We start from the raw sequence: 21,200 nt of genomic DNA on the forward strand, positions 1-21,200 counted from the left end.
ATATGAATGCGAATCCCCCCACGTTACCTTCTGGCTCCAACAGTCATAACCTGAAACTGACCGCAACAACCCTCGCACAGGAAGAAATTTTCCTGATAGAAGAGACGCATCAGCAGGCGAATTGTTGGCTTTCCTTTTCAGTGGACATCAACGGCCAGCTGGACGTCGATAAACTGGCCAGGGCGCTGGAACATTTGGGTCAGCAGGTCCCCCTGCTGCAAACGCGTCTGCTGTATCAGGACGGCCATTTATGGCAGCAGCCTGCTGCCGAAAGCCCCCTGAGCCTTGAACGGGCTGATTTGCGCGGCCACGCTGCGCCTGAAGCGGAATTCCAGCAGCTGCTGATGCAAACCCCGCCGGGCAACCGATGCACAGACGGCGCGCTTTCGCACTTCAAACTGTGCCAGCTCGGTGAAGATCGCTATGGCCTCGCCGCCTGGCTTCATCACAGCCTGATTGACGTACGCTCATGGACAATCCTTAAATCCCTGCTGGCCGACAGCTATAACGCCCTGATGGCCGGTTCGCCGCTGCCGACATTTCCCTGGCTGAATGCTTCCTCTTTGGCCTGTGAGGAGCAAGCCTGGCTGAACTCATCAACCAGCAAAGACGATGCCGCATTCTGGCAGGAGTACGTCAGCAGGCTGCCCGCTGCGGCCATGACGCAGCGTATTATTGGCGAGGAGAGAAGAGCGCTCAACGTCCGTGATACCCGCCGCCTGCCAGAAGAAAAACGTGCGCGTATACGGTCAGCGGCCAGCCAGCAGGGAGTCAAAGAGCCGGTTATCTACCTCAGTGCGGTTGCGCTGCTGATGCGCCATCTTACCGGTCAAGAAACGGTCAGCCTAAGTCTGCCGGTGAAAGGCACCCGCAACGCCGAACAGCCCGGCATGACCTCCAACGTTGTTCCGCTGATCCTCGACCTCCCTGCACGGGCAACCGTGCAGCAAGTTCTGGCGACCGTTGAGCAAGAACTGCGACGGGTATTGCCACATCAGCGCTACCGCGCCCGGGCGATCCAGCGCCACGCCGGGCTGAACGCCCGACAGGGGTTCGGGCCGCATGTGAACATCATGCTGTTTGACCACGGTGTCTCATTTCAGGGTTGCCAGTCGCAAGCGCATTTCGGCCGCCATATTGACAGCAGCGATATGCACTTTACTTTCTGGGGCGACTCCCGCCACGGTGCGCTGGACATCCTGCTGGATGACGCGATTGAAGGGCACCGATCCGCAGAGCTGGCCGCCGTTGGCAGCCAGCTCGACTTTTTCCTTGAGCAGCTAACTGAAGCAGCGGATATACCGCTTTCCCGGCTGGATGAAGCGGCCGAACGGCACGCTCATCCGCAGCTGGCACAAAGTTTTTATGCCCTGCGCCGTCGCCCCGCCGATGCCGGCGTACTGCGCTGGGACAGGCAGATCAATCAGCTGCTTAGCCAGTTTTATGCCGCTCAGTGGGCCGGCGCGGGCAACAGCCCGCTACCGGTCAGTAAAATTTGGCTGGATAACAGCGTTGTCAGCTTCAGTAAAATACACCCGCTGGCCGTCCCGGTTGATGCCGCACCGGGCACCCTGCTGGCGGCGGATAGCCACGGCTGGCAGATTGCCGTTGCCGATGGCGCAGTGCACATAGCGGGCTTTTCCACGCTTGATGGCGCCGCCTGTTGCCCGCTTGCCCTGGCGCAAGCCTCCGGCATCAGGCCCGGATCGCTGCTGAAAATCCTGGGTGACGGTGAAGCCCGCCGGCTAACCCAGGCATGGGAAAACGCTGTAGAGCACCAGAGCTGGTGGAACCCGCGCCTGAAACAGCATAACGGCGGCTGGTTATCGGCAGCCCGGCCGCAACAGCCTCAGATACTGCCGCGCTGGCAGACAACCGAATGGACGGAAGTTGCCAGCCAACGAAAAGACACGCTGCCTGCACTGCTTGCTGCCTGGCTGGTTTATATCGCCCGCGACAGCCGACAGGCATCGCCGCACATCGGCGTACGGTTAAGCGCCAAAGGCCATCCCGCGCCTGAAGCGCTGTTTGCTGCGGTTGTGCCGTTTGCCGTTCCTGTCGATCTCTCATTATCGTTCAGCCAGATTGCCGATGCCGTCAGTGAGGAGTACCGCGCCCTGCTCAGTCATCTGCCCTGCCCGGCGGAGTGGCGACAAAGCAATGCGGGGAAAGCGGATGCTTTCACCCTCTGCGTGGTAGAAGATGCTGGCACGGCGGAGAGCGAATGCTCGCCGGGTAACCTGCTGACGCTGCAATACCATAGCCAGCGTAACGCGATACGCTGGCTGTATAACGCCAGCTTCCTGAGCACTGAAGAAGCGGAGCGTCTGACCCCTCGCCTGCAAACGCTGCTTGGCGCGGCGGCGCGCACTGAAAACGCCGACATGCCCGCAGCGGCTTTACCGCTGCTGACAGCCGCCGATCGCCAGCTGCTGGAGAGTTGGCACGCGCCTGCCAGCGCTAACCCGCCGGCGCAATACCTGACGCAGATGTTTGAAGCTCAGGCGGAGCAGAGCGCCACGGCCGTTGCGCTGGTAAGCGGCGAGCAGCAGCTTACTTACGCCGGGCTTAACCAGCGCGCCAACCAGCTGGCCCATTGCCTGCTGGCACGCGGCGTTTCGCCGCAAGATCGTATCGCTTTCTGCCTGCAACGCGGCGTTGATATGGTTATCGCCATGCTGGGCATCCTCAAAGCGGGTGCGGCTTACGTCGCGCTCGATCCGGCCTATCCGGGCGAACGCCTGCACTATATGCTGCAGGACGCCGCGCCGATCTGCCTGCTGACCGATGCGCTGGGGCGTCAGACAATGGATACCTCCGCCGTTGCTACGCTGGCGCTGGACGAGGCTCTGCTGCGCGACTATCCCGCCAGTAATCCCGAACTGAGCCATCCCGCCCTGACGCCGCAAAGTCTGGCGTACATTATCTATACATCAGGCTCGACGGGGCAGCCGAAGGGCGTGATGATCAGCCATGAGAATATGGTTAACTTCCTCTGCTGGAGCCAAAGCGCATTCAGTCAGGCGGAGATGATGCGCACCTACAGTGCCACCTCGCTTAACTTTGACCTTTCGGTATATGAATGTTTTGCCCCGCTGATACGTGGCGCGGCGGTGCATATTGGTGAAAACGCGCTGGCGCTGGCCGCCAACAGTGATATCACGCTGCTGAACACCGTTCCTTCCGCCGCCCAGGCGCTGCTGAACAACCGGCAGTTCCCCGAAGCGTTAGCCAGCCTGAACCTGGCGGGCGAAGCCCTGAGCGCCAGCCTGATTAAACGTATTTTTGCTGAAACCAATATTCAGCAGCTGTGCAATCTGTATGGCCCGTCGGAAACCACCACCTATTCAACCTGGCACCGCTATACGCGGGACGGAGCGATAAGCGAGACCATAGGTCGCCCGATAGCCAATACCCGAATCTACCTGCTGGATGAAGCCAGACAGCAGGTGCCGCCAGGATCGGTAGGTGAGATCTGGATTGGCGGTGCCGGGGTGGCGCGCGGCTACCTGAACCGTGCGGAACTGACCGCCGAACGCTTCCTTGATGACCCGTTCAGCCCGCTGCCCGGCGCGCGCATGTACCGCACCGGCGACCTCGCCCGCTATCAGAATGACGGCAGCCTGATTTACCTCGGCCGCAACGATGACCAGGTCAAAATCCGCGGCTTCCGCATCGAGCCGGGCGAAATCGCCGCACGCCTCAGTGAGCACCCCGACGTACGCGAGGCCGCCGTCACCGCACAGCAGCGCCCCGGCGCCGAACCGCGCCTCGTGGCTTACGTTGTCCCGCTGCGCACGGACAACGCCCCCGCCGCCGCCGCGCTGCGCACCTTCCTTGCCGGGCGTCTGCCCGACTACATGCTGCCCGCCGCCTGGCTCACCCTCGACGCCCTTCCCCTCACCCCCAACGGCAAGCTTGACCGCCGCGCACTGCCCGTCCCCGACGACGACGCCTTTGCCCGCGCCGACTTCGAAGCGCCTCAGGGCGACACCGAACAGCTCCTCGCCAACCTGTGGAGCGAACTGCTCGGCGTCAGCCGCATCGGTCGCCGCGATGACTTCTTCGCCCTCGGCGGCCACTCCCTGCTGGCGGTCAGGCTCAGCGGCCGTCTGCGCCAGCTGCACCACGGCGCGCTGACGGTACAGCAGATTTTCACCCACCCGCTGCTGGCAGAGATGGCCGCCGCCGTCAGCGCCGCTCCGCGTGACGCCCTGCCCGCATTTATCCGCGCCGACCGCGACCGACCGCTGCCGCTCTCCTTTGCCCAGCAGCGCCTGTGGTTCCTCTGGCAGCTTGAGGAGGACCCCGCCACCTACAACATGCCCGCCGCCGTGACGCTGCACGGCAACCTCGACGCCGGCGCCCTGCACCTCGCCCTCGGCGACCTCTTCGCCCGCCACGAGGCCTGGCGCATGACCTTCAGCGAGCAGGACGGCCAGCCCTTCGCCCGCCTGCTGCCGCCGGACGCCGCGCCGCCGCTGGTGCACCACGACCTGCGCGACCACGCCAACCATCAGGCGCAGCTGCAACGGCTCTGCGCGGAGGAAGCCCATCAGCCCTTCTCCCTGTCGCGCGGTCCGCTGGTGCGCGCCCGCCTCGTACGGCTGCCCGACGACCGCTGCTGCCTGCTGGTCACCCAGCACCACATCGTCTCCGACGGCTGGTCGGTCGGGGTGATGTGGCGCGAACTGAGCGCCTGCTATAACGCCCGCCGCGCCGGAAGCACCGCCGTGCTGCCGCCGCTGCCGCTGCAGTTCCCCGACTATGCCGCCTGGCAGCGCCGGTTCCTCACCCCGGAACGCCTGTCGCAGCAGGCCGACTACTGGTATCAGCAGCTGCACGGTGCGCCTGACCTGCTGCCGCTGCCCACCGACCGGCCGCGACCGCCGCAGCAAAGCTACCTCGGCGCGGCCGCGCCCGTTGACTTCGGCGCTGAATTCAGCGCCGCGCTGCGCCGCTTCAGCCGCCGGCACGGCGTCACCCCTTATATGACGGTGCTTGCCGCCTGGTCGGTGGTGCTCGGCCGCCTCGCCGGCTGCGACGACCTGGTGATCGGTACCCCGGTGGCCGGCCGCGACCGCGCCGAGCTGGAGCCGATGGTCGGCTTCCTGGTCAACACCCTCGCGCTGCGCATCCGCCCGCAGCACGATACCAGCGTGGCGGACCTGCTGGCCCGGGTGCGCCAGCAGGTGCTCGACGGCCAGGCAAATCAGGAGCTGCCGTTCGAACAGGTGGTGGAGCGCCTTAACCCGCCGCGCCAGCTCGCCCACGCCCCGCTGTTCCAGGTGCTGCTCGCCTGGCAGACCGCCCCGGCGCAGCCCGAACTTGACGGCCTGCAGGTCAGCCCGGCGCCGGACGCCTACGCCCGCATCAAGTTCGACCTTGAGCTGTCGCTGGTCGACGACGCGCACGGTATCCACGGCGCGCTGCGCTACGCCACCGCGCTGTTTGACGCCGCCACCGCACAGCGCCACGCCGGCTATCTGCTGAACGTGCTGCAGGCGATGCTGGCCGAACCGCAGCTGCCGCTGGCACGGCTGCCGGTGCTCGGGGAAGAGGAGCGCCAGCAGCTGCTGCTGACCAGCAACCTCACCCCGGCCGGCCGCGACACGCGCTGCCTGCATCAGCACTTTGAGCAGCACGCCGCCCGCCGCCCGCACGCCGTGGCGCTGGCGTGGGACGGCGGCACGCTTACCTACGGCGAGCTGAACGCCCGCGCCAACCGCCTTGCTCACCGCCTGCTGGCCGAAGGCGTGCAGCCCGACCAGCTGGTGGCGCTGTGCGCCGACCGTTCGCCGCAGCTGACGATCGGCCTGCTGGCGATCCTCAAGGCCGGTGCCGCTTACCTGCCGCTCGATCCCGCCTACGCCGGGGAGCGCCTGGCCTATATCCTCGACGATGCCCGCCCCGCGCTGCTGCTGGCCGATGAGGCCGGACGCACCGCGCTCGGCGACACCGGCCTGAACACCATCGCGCTGGACAGCACCGACGACGACGGCTGGCCGGCGGAAAACCCGCACTGCGCCGTTGCCCCGCACCATCTCGCCTACGTCATTTACACCTCTGGCTCCACCGGCCAGCCGAAGGGCGTGATGGTCGAACACCGCCAGGTGGATCGCCTGTTCCACGCCACCGCGCCCACCTTCGGCTTCAGCGAGCGCGACACCTGGTGCCTGTTCCACTCCTTCTCGTTCGACTTCTCCGTCTGGGAGATCTGGGGCGCGTGGTGCTACGGCGGACGGCTGGTGATCGTCCCGGCGGCGGTCACCCGCTCCGCCCCGGACTTTGTACGCCTGGTGTGCGAGCACGGCGTCACGGTGCTGAACCAGACGCCGTCGGCGTTCAGGGCCTTTGCCCGCGCCGAGGCCGACAGCGGCCTGAGCCATCAGCTGCGCTGGGTAATTTTCGGCGGCGAGGCGCTGGAAACCGCCAGCCTGGGCGAATGGTATCAGCGCCACGCGGAGGATGCGCCGCAGCTGGTCAATATGTACGGCATTACCGAAACCACCGTGCACGTCACCTGGCACCTGCTGACCCGCGCCGACACCGAACTGACGCACAGCCCGGTCGGCCGGCGCATCGCCGATTTACGCCTCTACCTGCTGGACGAGCAGCAGCAGCCGGTGCCGACCGGGGCCAGTGGCGAGCTGTACGTTGGCGGGGCCGGGGTGGCGCGCGGCTACCTGAACCGCCCGGAACTGAGCGCCGAACGCTTCCTGCCCGACCCGTTCAGCCCGCTGCCCGGCGCGCGCATGTACCGCGCCGGCGACCTCGCCCGCTTTCATAATGACGGCAGCCTGATTTACCTCGGCCGCAACGATGACCAGGTGAAAATTCGCGGCTTCCGCATCGAGCCGGGCGAAATCGCCGCATGCCTCGGTGAACACCCGGAGGTGCGCGAGGCGGCGGTGATCGCCCGCACGCAGCACGGCGAACCGCAGCTTTTGGCCTACGTCGTCACGCAGCAGCCGCTGGAGGACCTTGCCTCCGTACTGCGCACCTTCCTCGCCGACAGGCTGCCCGCTTATATGATCCCGGCGGCGTATATCGCCCTGGCGCAGCTGCCGCTGACCGCCAACGGCAAGCTTGACCGCCGCGCCCTGCCGGAACCGGACGACAGCGCCTTTGCCCGCAGCGCTTTTGCAGCCCCACAGGGCGAGATCGAGCAGGCGCTGGCCGCGATCTGGCAGCAGCTGCTCAACGTGGAGCGCGTCAGCCGCTTTGATAACTTCTTCGCCCTTGGCGGCCATTCGCTGCTGGCGGTACAGCTGATGGAGCGGCTGCGCCGCCGGCAGCTGCCCGCCAGCGTGCAGGCGGTGTTTACCACCCGCACCCTCGCCGAGCTGGCGGCGACTCTCGGCCAGCAGCAGGAAGTTAGCGTACCGCCGCTGCTGATAGGTCGCGACTGCGGTCAGATCACCCCGGAAATGCTGCCGCTGATCTCCCTCAGTCAGGAGGAGATCGACAGCCTGACCGCCCGGCTGCCCGGCGGCGTTGCCGCCATCCAGGACATTTACGGCCTGTCGCCGCTGCAGGAAGGCATCCTGTTCCATCACCTGATGAGCGACAAAGGCGACCCTTACCTGCTGATCGCCCAGCTGCGCTTTGACGACCGCGCCGCCCTGCTGCGCTATGCGGCCGCCCTTGACCGGGTGGTGGCGCGCCACGACGTGCTGCGCACCGCCTTCGTCTGGCAGGGACTGAGCGAACCGGCCCAGCTGGTGCTGCGCGAGGTGGATTCGGTGCTGACCGAACTGGAGCTGGACGACAGCGCCCCGGCGCCGGAGCAGCTGCTGGCACGTTTCCATCCGCGCCACTACCGTCTGGATCTCGGCCAGGCCCCGCTGCTGCGCCTGATTGCCGCACGCGGTGATGACGGCCGCTGGTACGCCGTGCAGCTGTGGCATCACCTGATCGGCGACCATACCGCGCTGGCGATCCAGCAGGAAGAGATCGCCGCGATCTGCGAGGGACGCGGTGACAGCCTGACGCCACCGGCTCCCTACCGCAATCTGGTGGCCCACGCCCGTCTTGGCATCAGCCAGCGGGCGCAGGAGGACTTTTTCAGCGCGATGCTCGGCGACATTGACACGCCTACGCTGCCGTTCGGACTGAGCGACGTACATGCCGACGGCCAGGGCGTGCGTGAAGCACACCTCGCGCTGCCGGACGCCCTGAGCCGTGGCCTGCGTGAGCAGGCGCGCCAGCTTGGCGTCAGCCTGGCCAGCCTGTGCCATCTCGCCTGGGGCCAGGTGCTGGCGCACACCAGCGGCAATCAGCAGGTGGTGTTCGGCACCGTGCTGCTCGGTCGCCTGCAGGCGGGGCCGGAAGCGGACCGCATCCTTGGCCTGTTTGTTAACACGCTGCCGCTGCGGCTGGATATCGACCAGCGCGGAACGCGTGAAGCGGTGCAGGAGACGCACGCCGCCCTGAGCCGCCTGCTGGGTCATGAACATGCCTCGCTGGCGCTGGCACAGCGTTGCAGCGGCATCGCCGCCCCGGCCCCGCTGTTCAGCGCCCTGCTGAACTACCGTCACAACGACACCGACGTCACGCAACCGCTGATTGACGGCGTTGATATCCTGACCATGGAGGAACGCACCAACTATCCGTTTGTGCTTTCAGTCGAGGACAACGATCGTTCGCTGGGGCTTACCGCACAGAGCGTGGCGGCCGTGCCGCCGGAGCGCATCTGCGCCCTGATGCAGCAGGCGATGCTGTCGCTGCTTGCGGCGCTACAGCAGTCGCCTGAAACCCCCGTTCACCATCTGAACATCCTGCCGCCGCAAGAGCGCCGGCAGCTGCTGCTGGACGCCAACGTTACCCCGGCCGCTGCCGACACGCGCTGCCTGCACCAGCACTTTGAGCAGCACGCCGCACGCAGCCCGCACGCCGTGGCGCTGGCGTGGGACGGCGGCACGCTTACCTACGGCGAGCTGAACGCCCGCGCCAACCGCCTTGCTCACCGCCTGCTGGCCGAAGGGGTGCAGCCCGACCAGCTGGTGGCGCTGTGCGCCGACCGTTCGCCGCAGCTGACGATCGGCCTGCTGGCGATCCTCAAGGCCGGTGCCGCTTACCTGCCGCTCGATCCCGCCTACGCCGGGGAGCGCCTGGCCTATATCCTCGACGATGCCCGCCCCGCGCTGCTGCTGGCCGATGAGGCCGGACGCACCGCGCTCGGCGACACCGGCCTGAACACCATCGCGCTGGACAGCACCGACGACGACGGCTGGCCGGCGGAAAACCCGCACTGCGCCGTTGCCCCGCACCATCTCGCCTACGTCATTTACACCTCCGGCTCCACCGGCCAGCCGAAGGGCGTGATGGTCGAACACCGCCAGGTGGATCGCCTGTTCCACGCCACCGCGCCCACCTTCGGCTTCAGCGAGCGCGACACCTGGTGCCTGTTCCACTCCTTCTCGTTCGACTTCTCCGTCTGGGAGATCTGGGGCGCGTGGTGCTACGGCGGACGGCTGGTGATCGTCCCGGCGGCGGTCACCCGCTCCGCCCCGGACTTTGTACGCCTGGTGTGCGAGCACGGCGTCACGGTGCTGAACCAGACACCGTCGGCGTTCAGGGCCTTTGCCCGCGCCGAGGCCGACAGCGGCCTGAGCCATCAGCTGCGCTGGGTGATTTTCGGCGGCGAGGCGCTGGAAACCGCCAGCCTGGGCGAATGGTATCAGCGCCACGCGGAGGATGCGCCGCAGCTGGTCAATATGTACGGCATTACCGAAACCACCGTGCACGTCACCTGGCACCTGCTGACCCGCGCCGACACCGAACTGACGCACAGCCCGGTCGGCCGGCGCGTCGCCGATTTACGCCTCTACCTGCTGGACGAGCAGCAGCAGCCGGTGCCGGCCGGGGCCAGCGGCGAGCTGTACGTCGGCGGTGCCGGGGTGGCGCGCGGCTACCTGAACCGCCCGGAACTGAGCGCCGAACGCTTCCTGCCCGATCCGTTCAGCCCGCTGCCCGGCGCGCGCATGTACCGCGCCGGTGACCTGGCGCGCTACCTGCCCGACGGCAGCCTGGCGTATCTGGGACGCAACGATGACCAGGTGAAAATTCGCGGCTTCCGCATCGAGCCGGGCGAAATCGCCGCCCGCCTGGGCGAACACCCGGCGGTGCGCGAGGCCGCGGTGATCGCCCGCACGCAGCACGGCGAACCGCAGCTTGTCGCTTACGTCACCCTGCATCAGCCGTGTGACGCACTGGCCGAAACCCTGCGCGACCATCTGCAAACGCGGCTGCCCGCCTATATGATCCCGGCGGCGTATATCGCCCTGGCGCAGCTGCCGCTGACCGCCAACGGCAAGCTTGACCGCCGCGCCCTGCCGGGGCCGGACGACAGCGCCTTTGCCCGCAGCGCCTTTGAGGCGCCACAGGGCGAGGTCGAGCAGGCGCTGGCCGCGATCTGGCAGCAGCTGCTCAACGTGGAGCGCGTCAGCCGCTTTGATAACTTCTTCGCTCTTGGCGGCCATTCGCTGCTGGCGGTGCGCCTGATGGAGCGGCTGCGCCGCCGGCAGCTGCCCGCCAGCGTGCAAGCGGTGTTTACCACCCGCACCCTCGCCGAGCTGGCGGCCACTCTCGGCCAGCAGCAGGAAGTTAGCGTACCGCCGCTGCTGATAGGTCGCGACTGCCGCCAGATCACCCCGCAGATGCTGCCGCTGATCTCCCTCAGTCAGGAGGAGATCGACAGCCTGACCGCCCGGCTGCCCGGCGGCGTTGCCGCCATCCAGGACATTTACGGCCTGTCGCCGCTGCAGGAAGGCATCCTGTTCCATCACCTGATGAGCGACAAAGGCGACCCTTACCTGCTGATCGCCCAGCTGCGCTTTGACGACCGCGCCGCCCTGCTGCGCTATGCGGCCGCCCTTGACCGGGTGGTGGCGCGCCACGACGTGCTGCGCACCGCCTTCGTCTGGGAAGGACTGAGCGAACCGGCCCAGCTGGTGCTGCGCCAGGTGGATACCGTGCTGACCGAACTGGAGCTGGACGATAACGCCCCGGCGCTGCAGCAGCTGCTGGCGCGCTTCCATCCGCGCCACTACCGTCTGGATCTCGGCCAGGCCCCGCTGCTGCGCCTGATTGCCGCACGCGACGGTGACGGCAGCTGGTACGCGGTGCAGCTGTGGCATCACCTGATCGGCGACCACGCCGCGCTGGCGATCCAGCAGGAAGAGATCGTGGCTTTCTGCAGCGGTCACGCAGACAGCCTGCCGCCGCCAACGCCTTACCGTAACCTGATCGCCCAGGCCCGTCTGGGCGTCAGCCAGCAGGAACATGAGCAGTTCTTCCGCAGCATGCTCGGCGACATTGACACGCCAACGCTGCCGTTCGGACTGAGCGACGTACATGCCAACGGCCAGGGCGTGCGTGAAGCGCACCTCGCGCTGCCGGACGCCCTGAGCCGTGGCCTGCGTGAGCAGGCGCGCCAGCTTGGCGTCAGCCTGGCCAGCCTGTGCCATCTCGCCTGGGGCCAGGTGCTGGCGCACACCAGCGGCAATGACAAGGTGGTGTTCGGCACCGTGCTGCTCGGTCGCCTGCAGGCGGGGCCGGAAGCGGAGCGCATCCTCGGCCTGGTGATTAATACCCTGCCGCTGCGGCTGGATATCGACCAGCGCGGAACGCGTGAAGCGGTGCAGGAGACGCACGCCGCCCTGAGCCGCCTGCTGGGCCATGAACATGCGTCCCTGACGCTGGCGCAGCGTTGCAGCGGCATCGCCGCCCCGGCCCCGCTGTTCAGCGCCCTGCTGAACTACCGTCATAATCAGGAAAGCGATGGCAGCCTGCCGATGCCAGCCGGAACCACCCTGCTGAGCGGTGAAGAGCGCACCAACTATCCCTTCGTGATGGCCGTGGATGATGATGGCCAGTCGCTGGGCCTGAGCGCACAGATGACCGCCGGGATCGCTCCTGAACACGCCTGTGGCTGGATGGCCCAGGCGCTCACCTCGCTGCTTGCGGCGCTGGAGAAGGAGCCGCAGTCTCCTGTGCGTCAACTGTGCGTGGTGCCTGCCGCAGAACGCACGCTGCTGCTGGAAACGTTAAACCAGTCCAGTCAGCCTTATCCGGCAGATCGCTGCCTGCACGATGAGTTTGAGATGCAGGCGGCCGCTGACCCACAGGCTATTGCACTGACCTGCGGCGAACAGCGCATCAGCTACGGTGAGCTGAATGCCCGCGCTAACCAGCTGGCGCACTATCTGATGGAGGCGGGCGTTGGCCCCGATCGCCGCGTTGCGCTGTGCGTGTCACGCAGTCCGTCGATGATCGTCGCCCTGCTGGCGATCCTGAAAGCGGGCGGCGCTTATGTGCCGCTTGATCCGAGCTACCCGGCAGATCGACTCGCCTATATTATTGAAGACGCCCGGCCGGTGATGCTGCTGCATGATGCGGCCGGACGTGAAGCGTTGGGCGAGGTGGATATCCCTGCCCTGTCGCTGGATAACCGCCTGCCGGAAAGCTGGCCACAGGATAATCCGCAACGCCGTCAGGCCACGCTCACCGCGCAGCATCTGGCTTATATCCTGTACACCTCCGGGTCGACCGGCAAGCCGAAAGGGGTGATGCTGGATCATGCCGCCGTGCAGTGCCGCCTTGACTGGATGCGGCAAACCTACGGCTTCTGCGCAGACGACGTTTTCCTGCAGAAAACCACTTTCAATTTCGATCTGTCCGTCTGGGAGATCTTCTGTTCGCTACAGTGCGGCGCCCAACTGGCGCTGGCCAGCGATGCGGACGTCAAAGATCCGCAGCGCATGGCGGATCTTGTCACGCGTGAAAAGGTCACCATCGCGCAGTTTGTTCCCTCCACGCTGGCCCCTTTCCTTGCGACCCAGTCGCCTGACAACGCCAGCCCGCTGCGGCTGGTGATTTTTGGTGGCGAAGCGCTGACGCCGGAACACCTGAAACAGTGCCAGTCGGTACTGCCCCGCGTGGCGTTCAGAAATATGTATGGCCCTACGGAAGCGGCGATCGACGCGCTTTTCTGGCCGTGCCCGGATAATTATGACGGCAGCCAGATCGCTATCGGCCGGCCGATGGCCTGGACCGCCGCCTACGTGCTTGACGAGCAGGGAGATCCGGTGCCATTTGGCGCGGTGGGCGAACTCTACCTCGGCGGTGCCGGGGTGGCGCGCGGCTACCTGAACCGTGCGGAACTGACCGCCGAACGCTTCCTTGATGACCCGTTCAGCCCGCTGCCCGGCGCGCGCATGTACCGCACCGGCGACCTCGCCCGCTATCAGAATGACGGCAGCCTGATTTACCTCGGCCGCAACGATGACCAGGTCAAAATCCGCGGCTTCCGCATCGAGCCGGGCGAAATCGCCGCACGCCTCAGTGAGCACCCCGACGTACGCGAGGCCGCCGTCACCGCACAGCAGCGCCCCGGCGCCGAACCGCGCCTCGTGGCTTACGTTGTCCCGCTGCGCACGGACAACGCCCCCGCCGCCGCCGCGCTGCGCACCTTCCTTGCCGGGCGTCTGCCCGACTACATGCTGCCCGCCGCCTGGCTCACCCTCGACGCCCTGCCCCTCACCCCCAACGGCAAGCTTGACCGCCGCGCACTGCCCGTCCCCGACGACGACGCCTTTGCCCGCGCCGACTTCGAAGCGCCTCAGGGCGACACCGAACAGCTCCTCGCCAACCTGTGGAGCGAACTGCTCGGCGTCAGCCGCATCGGTCGCCGCGATGACTTCTTCGCCCTCGGCGGCCACTCCCTGCTGGCGGTCAGGCTCAGCGGCCGTCTGCGCCAGCTGCACCACGGCGCGCTGACGGTACAGCAGATTTTCACCCACCCGCTGCTGGCAGAGATGGCCGCCGCCGTCAGCGCCGCTCCGCGTGACGCCCTGCCCGCATTTATCCGCGCCGACCGCGACCGACCGCTGCCGCTCTCCTTTGCCCAGCAGCGCCTGTGGTTCCTCTGGCAGCTTGAGGAGGACCCCGCCACCTACAACATGCCCGCCGCCGTGACGCTGCACGGCAACCTCGACGCCGGCGCCCTGCACCTCGCCCTCGGCGACCTCTTCGCCCGCCACGAGGCCTGGCGCATGACCTTCAGCGAGCAGGACGGCCAGCCCTTCGCCCGCCTGCTGCCGCCGGACGCCGCGCCGCCGCTGGTGCACCACGACCTGCGCGACCACGCCAACCATCAGGCGCAGCTGCAACGGCTCTGCGCGGAGGAAGCCCATCAGCCCTTCTCCCTGTCGCGCGGTCCGCTGGTGCGCGCCCGCCTCGTACGGCTGCCCGACGACCGCTGCTGCCTGCTGGTCACCCAGCACCACATCGTCTCCGACGGCTGGTCGGTCGGGGTGATGTGGCGCGAACTGAGCGCCTGCTATAACGCCCGCCGCGCCGGAAGCACCGCCGTGCTGCCGCCGCTGCCGCTGCAGTTCCCCGACTATGCCGCCTGGCAGCGCCGGTTCCTCACCCCGGAACGCCTGTCGCAGCAGGCCGACTACTGGTATCAGCAGCTGCACGGTGCGCCTGACCTGCTGCCGCTGCCCACCGACCGGCCGCGACCGCCGCAGCAAAGCTACCTCGGCGCGGCCGCGCCCGTTGACTTCGGCGCTGAATTCAGCGCCGCGCTGCGCCGCTTCAGCCGCCGGCACGGCGTCACCCCTTATATGACGGTGCTTGCCGCCTGGTCAGTGGTGCTCGGCCGCCTCGCCGGCTGCGACGACCTGGTGATCGGTACCCCGGTGGCCGGCCGCGACCGCGCCGAGCTGGAGCCGATGGTCGGCTTCCTGGTCAACACCCTCGCGCTGCGCATCCGCCCGCAGCACGATACCAGCGTGGCGGACCTGCTGGCCCGGGTGCGCCAGCAGGTGCTCGACGGCCAGGCAAATCAGGAGCTGCCGTTCGAACAGGTGGTGGAGCGCCTTAACCCGCCGCGCCAGCTCGCCCACGCCCCGCTGTTCCAGGTGCTGCTCGCCTGGCAGACCGCCCCGGCGCAGCCCGAACTTGACGGCCTGCAGGTCAGCCCGGCGCCGGACGCCTACGCCCGCATCAAGTTCGACCTTGAGCTGTCGCTGGTCGACGACGCGCACGGTATCCACGGCGCGCTGCGCTACGCCACCGCGCTGTTTGACGCCGCCACCGCACAGCGCCACGCCGGCTATCTGCTGAACGTGCTGCAGGCGATGCTGGCCGAACCGCAGCTGCCGCTGGCACGGCTGCCGGTGCTCGGGGAGGAGGAGCGCCGCCGGCTGCTGCTGACCAGCAACCTCACCCCGGCCGGCCGCGACACGCGCTGCCTGCATCAGCACTTTGAGCAGCACGCCGCCCGCCGCCCGCACGCCGTGGCGCTGGCGTGGGACGGCGGCACGCTTACCTACGGCGAGCTGAACGCCCGCGCCAACCGCCTTGCTCACCGCCTGCTGGCCGAAGGGGTACAGCCCGACCAGCTGGCGGCGATCTGTGCCAGCCGCAGCCCGCAGATGATCTGCGCAATCCTCGCCGTACTGAAAGCGGGTGCGGCATGGCTGCCGCTCGATCCTGATTACCCGGCTGACCGCCTGGCCTATATTCTCGACGATGCCCGCCCCGCGCTGCTGCTGGCCGATCGGGCCGGACGCACCGCGCTCGGCGACACCGGCCTGAACACCATCGCGCTGGACAGCACCGGCGACAACAACGGCTGGCCGGCGGAAAACCCGCACTGCGCCGTTGCCCCGCAGCATCTTGCCTACGTGATCTACACCTCCGGCTCCACCGGACGCCCCAAAGGGGTGATGATAGAGCACCAGCATCTGACTCACCTGTGCTTTGCCCAGCAGCGGCTGCTGGCCGTTGACTCACATAGCCGGGTGCTGCAATTTGCCTCGATCAGCTTCGACGCCAGCGTGTCCGAGCTGGCGATGGCGTTCAGCCAGGGGGCCAGACTGACGCTGGTCGGGGAAGAGGTGCGCCGTGATGCCGCCATGCTGATGCAGTTTATTCAGCAGCAGGGGATCACCCATGCCACGCTGCCTCCGGCGCTGTTCAGGGGTGTTGATCCCGCGCCGCTGGCTGACGCCGAATGCCTGGTATTTGCCGGAGAAGCGCCGGGCGCCGCACTGCTTAACACGCTTGGCCCGCGCACCCGCGTACTTAACGCCTATGGCCCAACTGAGGCGGCGGTCTGCACCACGGCCTGGGTGGCCGACCGCCCCTGTGAGGAAGGCTATATTCCCATCGGACTGCCTATTCCCAACAGCTGCATTTACCTGTTGGATGACAACCTGCAGCCGGTACCTACAGGTGCAACCGGCGAGATCTATATCGGCGGACTGGGTGTTGCACGCGGATATCTCAACCAGCCGGCATTGACCGGGGAACGTTTCCTGACTGACCCGTTCAGCCCACAGCCTGGCGCACGCATGTACCGCAGCGGTGACCTGGCACGCTACCTGCCCGACGGCAACCTGGCCTATCTGGGACGCAACGATGACCAGGTGAAAATTCGCGGCTTCCGCATCGAGCCGGGCGAAATCGCCGCATGCCTCGGTGAACACCCGGAGGTGCGCGAGGCGGCGGTGATCGCCCGCACGCAGCACGGCGAACCGCAGCTTTTGGCCTACGTCGTCACGCAGCTGCCGCTGGAGGATCTTGCCTCCGTACTGCGCACCTTCCTCGCCGACAGGCTGCCCGCTTATATGATCCCGGCGGCGTATATCGCCCTGGCGCAGCTGCCGCTGACCGCCAACGGCAAGCTTGACCGCCGCGCCCTGCCGGAACCGGACGACAGCGCCTTTGCCCGCAGCGCTTTTGCAGCCCCACAGGGCGAGGTCGAGCAGGCGCTGGCCGCGATCTGGCAGCAGCTGCTCAACGTGGAGCGCGTCAGCCGCTTTGATAACTTCTTCGCCCTCGGCGGCCATTCGCTGTTGGCGGTGCAGCTGATGGAGCAACTGCGCCGCCGGCAGCTGTCCGCCAGCGTGCAGGCGCTGTTTACCACCCGCACCCTCGCCGATCTGGCCGCTAGCCTCGGCCAGCAGCAGGAGATCAGCGTGCCGCCGCTGCTGCTGACGCAAGACTGCCGTCAGGTCACCCCGGAAATGCTGCCGCTGATCTCACTGCGCCAGGCAGAAATTGACCGCCTGACGGCGCGCCTGCCCGGCGGCATCGCCGCCATTAAGGATATCTACGGCCTGTCGCCGTTACAGGAAGGCATTTTGTTCCACCATCTGCTGGCTGGCGGTGGCGATCCTTACCTGCTGCTGGTTCAGCTGCGCTTTGACAGCCACGCCGCCCTGCTGCGCTATGCGGCGGCCCTTGACCAGGTGGTGGCCCGCCATGACGTGCTGCGTACCGCCTTCGTCTGGGAAGGACTGAGCGAACCGGCCCAGGTGGTGCTGCGCGAGGTGGATTCGGTGCTGACCGTACTGGAGCTGGACGACAACGCCCCGGCGATGACGCAGCTGCTGTCGCGTTATGATTTGGCGCATTTCCGTCTGGATCTGGGCCAGCCTCCGCTTTTGCGCCTGATCGCCGCGCGCGGTGATGATGGCCGCTGGTATGCGCTGCAAATGTGGCACCATCTGGTCGGCGATCACTCCACGCTGGCCATTCAGCAGCAGGAGATCGCGGCAATTTATGCCGGACAGGGTGACAGCCTGCCGCCGCCGACGCCTTACCGCAATCTGATTGCTCAGGCGCGGTTAGGGGTCAGTCAGCAGGAGCATGAGCAGTTCTTCCGCAACATGCTGGGCGATATTGACACGCCAACGCTGCCGTTTGGCTTAACCGGTGAGCACTGCGATGCTTCGCCGGTAACAGAAGCGCACCAGCGCCTGCCGGCTGAGCTTAACCGGCGCTTACGCGATGTGGCACGCAGACTGGGGGTTAGCCTGGCCAGCCTGTGCCACCTCGCCTGGGGCCAGGTGCTGGCGCACACCAGTGGCAATCAGCAGGTGGTGTTCGGCACCGTGCTGCTCGGTCGCCTGCAGGGTGGACGCGATGCGGGAAGTACCATGGGGCTGTTTATCAACACGCTGCCGCTGCGGCTGGATATCGACCAGCGCGGCGTTCGCCAGGCGGTAGAGGAAACCCATCACGCATTGAGCGATCTGCTGATGCATGAACATGCCTCGCTGGCGCTGGCACAGCGTTGCAGCGGCATCGCCGCACCGGCTCCGCTGTTCAGCGCCCTGCTGAACTACCGTCATAGCGATGCGCGCAACGTGCAGCAAACGCCGGAGGGCATGCAGATCCTTGATGCGGAAGAGCGGACTAACTATCCGTTTGTGTTATCCGTTGAGGATTTCGGCGATGCGCTCGGTCTCACCGCGCAGACTACGGCAATGGCAACGCCAGAACAGGTCTGCGGCTGGATGAGCCAGGCGCTGACCTCCCTCGCGGATACGCTGGAAACAGCCCCGGATACGGCGGTGAAATCGCTGGATATCCTGTCGGCGGCGGAGCGGCATTTCCTGCTGGAAGAGCTGAACCACACCACGGTGACGTGGCCGACCAGCCAGCCGGTTCAGGTGCTGTTTGAGCAGCAGGCGGCGCAAAACCCCGCCGCGCTGGCGCTCACCTTTGAGGGGCAAACCCTCAGTTATGGCGAACTTAACAGCCGGGCAAACCGGCTGGCGCATGCGCTGCTGGCCAGAGGCGTCGGGCCGGATGGTCTGGTGGCTATCTGCGCCGCACGCAGCCCGCAGCTGATGGTTGCCCTGCTGGCGGTGCTGAAAACCGGTGCCGCTTATGTGCCGCTCGATCCTGACTATCCGCAGCAGCGCCTGCACTATATCTTGCAGGATGCCGCCGCGCCGCTGCTACTGGCAGACGCGGCCGGGCGCGCGGCGCTGGGTGAACATCAGGTTGGTACCATTGCGCTTGATATCCCGCTTCAGGGAGAGTGGCCGCTCACCAATCCTCATCACCATGCGGATCGGGGCGCGCTGGACGATCTGGCGTACGTTATTTACACCTCCGGCTCTACCGGCAACCCGAAAGGCGCGGGTAACAGCCACCGCGCACTGCTTAACAGGCTGCGGTGGGCAGCGGATGAGTATGGCCTGGACGCCAGCGACAGAGTCCTGCAAAAAACGCCTTTCGGTTTCGACGTGTCAGTCTGGGAGCTGTTCCTGCCGCTGATCGTCGGTGCTTCACTGGTGATTGCCAAGCCCGGTGGACACAAGGATCCCGCTTACCTGGCTGAACTGATTGAGCAGCAGCGGGTAACCACTGCTCACTTTGTGCCTTCCATGCTGGCGCTGTTCTTACATCATCCGGTCGGGCGCTGCGATGACTGCCTGCGCCGCCTGATCTTCAGTGGGGAAGCGTTACCCGCCGAACTGCTGAAAGAGGTTTTGGCCACATTGCCAACGGTGACCTGTTTCAACCACTACGGCCCTACCGAAGCCGCTATTGACGTCACCTCCTGGCGCTGCCACGCGTTACGGCAGCAGCAGCCGGTGCCCATTGGCCGGCCGATTGCTAACAGCCGCATCTACCTGCTGAATGACCAACAGCAGCCTGTGCCTTTCGGGGCCAGCGGCGAGCTGTATATTGCCGGCACGCCGGTAGCCCGCGGTTACCACCGTCGTGCTGAGCTGACGGCGGAGCGCTTCCTGGCCGATCCGTTCAGCAAGCTTCCCGGCGCACGCATGTATCGCACCGGCGACCTGGCGCGCTACCAGCCCGATGGCAGTCTGGTCTATCTCGGCCGCAACGATGACCAGGTGAAAATTCGCGGCCTGCGTATTGAACCCGGCGAGATTGCGGCGGCGATCCAGACGCATCCTGAGGTGGATGCAGCGGCGGTTATCGTCGATTATCGCCGTGGAGAACCGCAGCTGGTGGCCTATGTGGTGCTTATGCCACACAGCCAGCTGAACGCTGCCGCTCTGCGTCTTACCTTAAATGACAGCCTGCCGGATTATATGGTGCCTGCGGCCTGGGTGATGCTGGACAGCCTGCCACTGTCGCCTAACGGCAAGCTGGCGCGCGACCGACTGCCGCTACCGGATGAGCACGCCTTTATTCGGGCAGAAAATGCGGTTCCCGCCACGGCGGCCGAAGCGATTGTGGCCGATATCTGGGGTGATCTGCTGGATGTTGAAGAGCCAGGCCGCTTCGATAACTTCTTCGACCTCGGTGGCCATTCGCTGCTGGCGGTGCGCGTTGTCGAGCGTCTGCGTCCCTATGGGCGGATTGGCGTAGATATCCTGTTCGCTAAACCGGTGCTGTGGGAATTTGCCGCAGCAGTGGCCGCGCACGATGAAAGCGTGCAGTCCCGCGCGGTCGCCGTGCGCAGCGAAGGAACAGCGCGACCTGTTTTCTTCCTGCCTACCGGCCTTGGCGATTACACCTACGCTTTCCGACTGGCGCGTGAAATCAGCACTGACTGCCCGGTCTATGCCCTGCCCTGGCCTGACAATGCCGCGCCCCAGCCGAAAACGCTGGGCGCGCTGGCAAGGCAGATGGTGGAAATGGTGCAGGCAGTCCAGCCGAAAGGGCCTTACACGCTGTTTGGCTACTCTTCCGGTGGCCTGCTGGCCCATGAAGTCGGCGTGCAGTTGCAGCAGGAAGGAGAAAAGGTGGAGCTACTCGGCCTGATCGATACGCTCGCCGGGGCTGCGCCCGCGCCTGCCTTTAATCAGTGGCTGGTGAATATGTTCCTGTTCAATGCGCCCGCGCTGGCGCAGCAGTGGGACAATGCGCTGATTGCGGAGCTGATGCAGCTGGACAAGGATGCCGTTTATCAACGCGTTAAGCAGTTAAATCTGCCGGAAACGCAGCAGCTGTTTGCCGTATCACCTGAACGCTGGCAGCAGAGCTATCACTATCAACAGCTGTGCAGCGGCGTGAAGCTGCCGCCGGTGCTGCCACGTGTTCATCTCATTGCGGCCGCGCAAACCTTGCCGGTGCCGGAAGTTGATCCGCTGCTGCTCGCCGATGCTGCCAGATTTAACCAGTTTGTTGCGCAGACGGCCCGCCTGGAGGATCTGGGCTGGCAGGCGCTGTACAATGATGGTCAGCTTAGTGTTGAGAGGGTAAACGGCGATCATGCCAGCATCATGAGCGAAAAGGAAAATCGCCGTCTGTTGGCGCAGCGCATCAGTCAGATTCTGACCTCACGTCACTAACCTGCTGCGGACAAGCGCCGTATCGCCATGATGCGGCGCTTGTGCCATCGACAGCTCGTCACCTGTGCTTCGCCATGTTCCGGCTTGACGGGGAACTTTCTCTTCAGGCTGGTCAGCATG

General features: G+C 66.1%; 1 protein-coding gene. It reads left to right on the forward strand.

Going from position 1 to position 21,200, the window contains the following annotated elements; translation table 11 throughout:
* The first annotated feature begins 2 nt into the window (after nt 1–2).
* Complete coding sequence (locus JGC47_RS11970; protein WP_013036146.1) at nt 3–21,080, forward strand: non-ribosomal peptide synthase/polyketide synthase; 21,078 nt, start codon at nt 3–5, stop codon at nt 21,078–21,080.
* Nucleotides 21,081–21,200: the final 120 nt, after the last annotated feature.

Source organism: Erwinia amylovora, from assembly GCF_017161565.1.
GTDB lineage: Bacteria > Pseudomonadota > Gammaproteobacteria > Enterobacterales > Enterobacteriaceae > Erwinia > Erwinia amylovora.

Coding starts and splice junctions, on each gene's coding strand:
- JGC47_RS11970 (WP_013036146.1), top strand. CDS start 3: ATGAATGCGAATCCCCCCACGTTACCTTCTGGCTCCAACAGTCATAAC.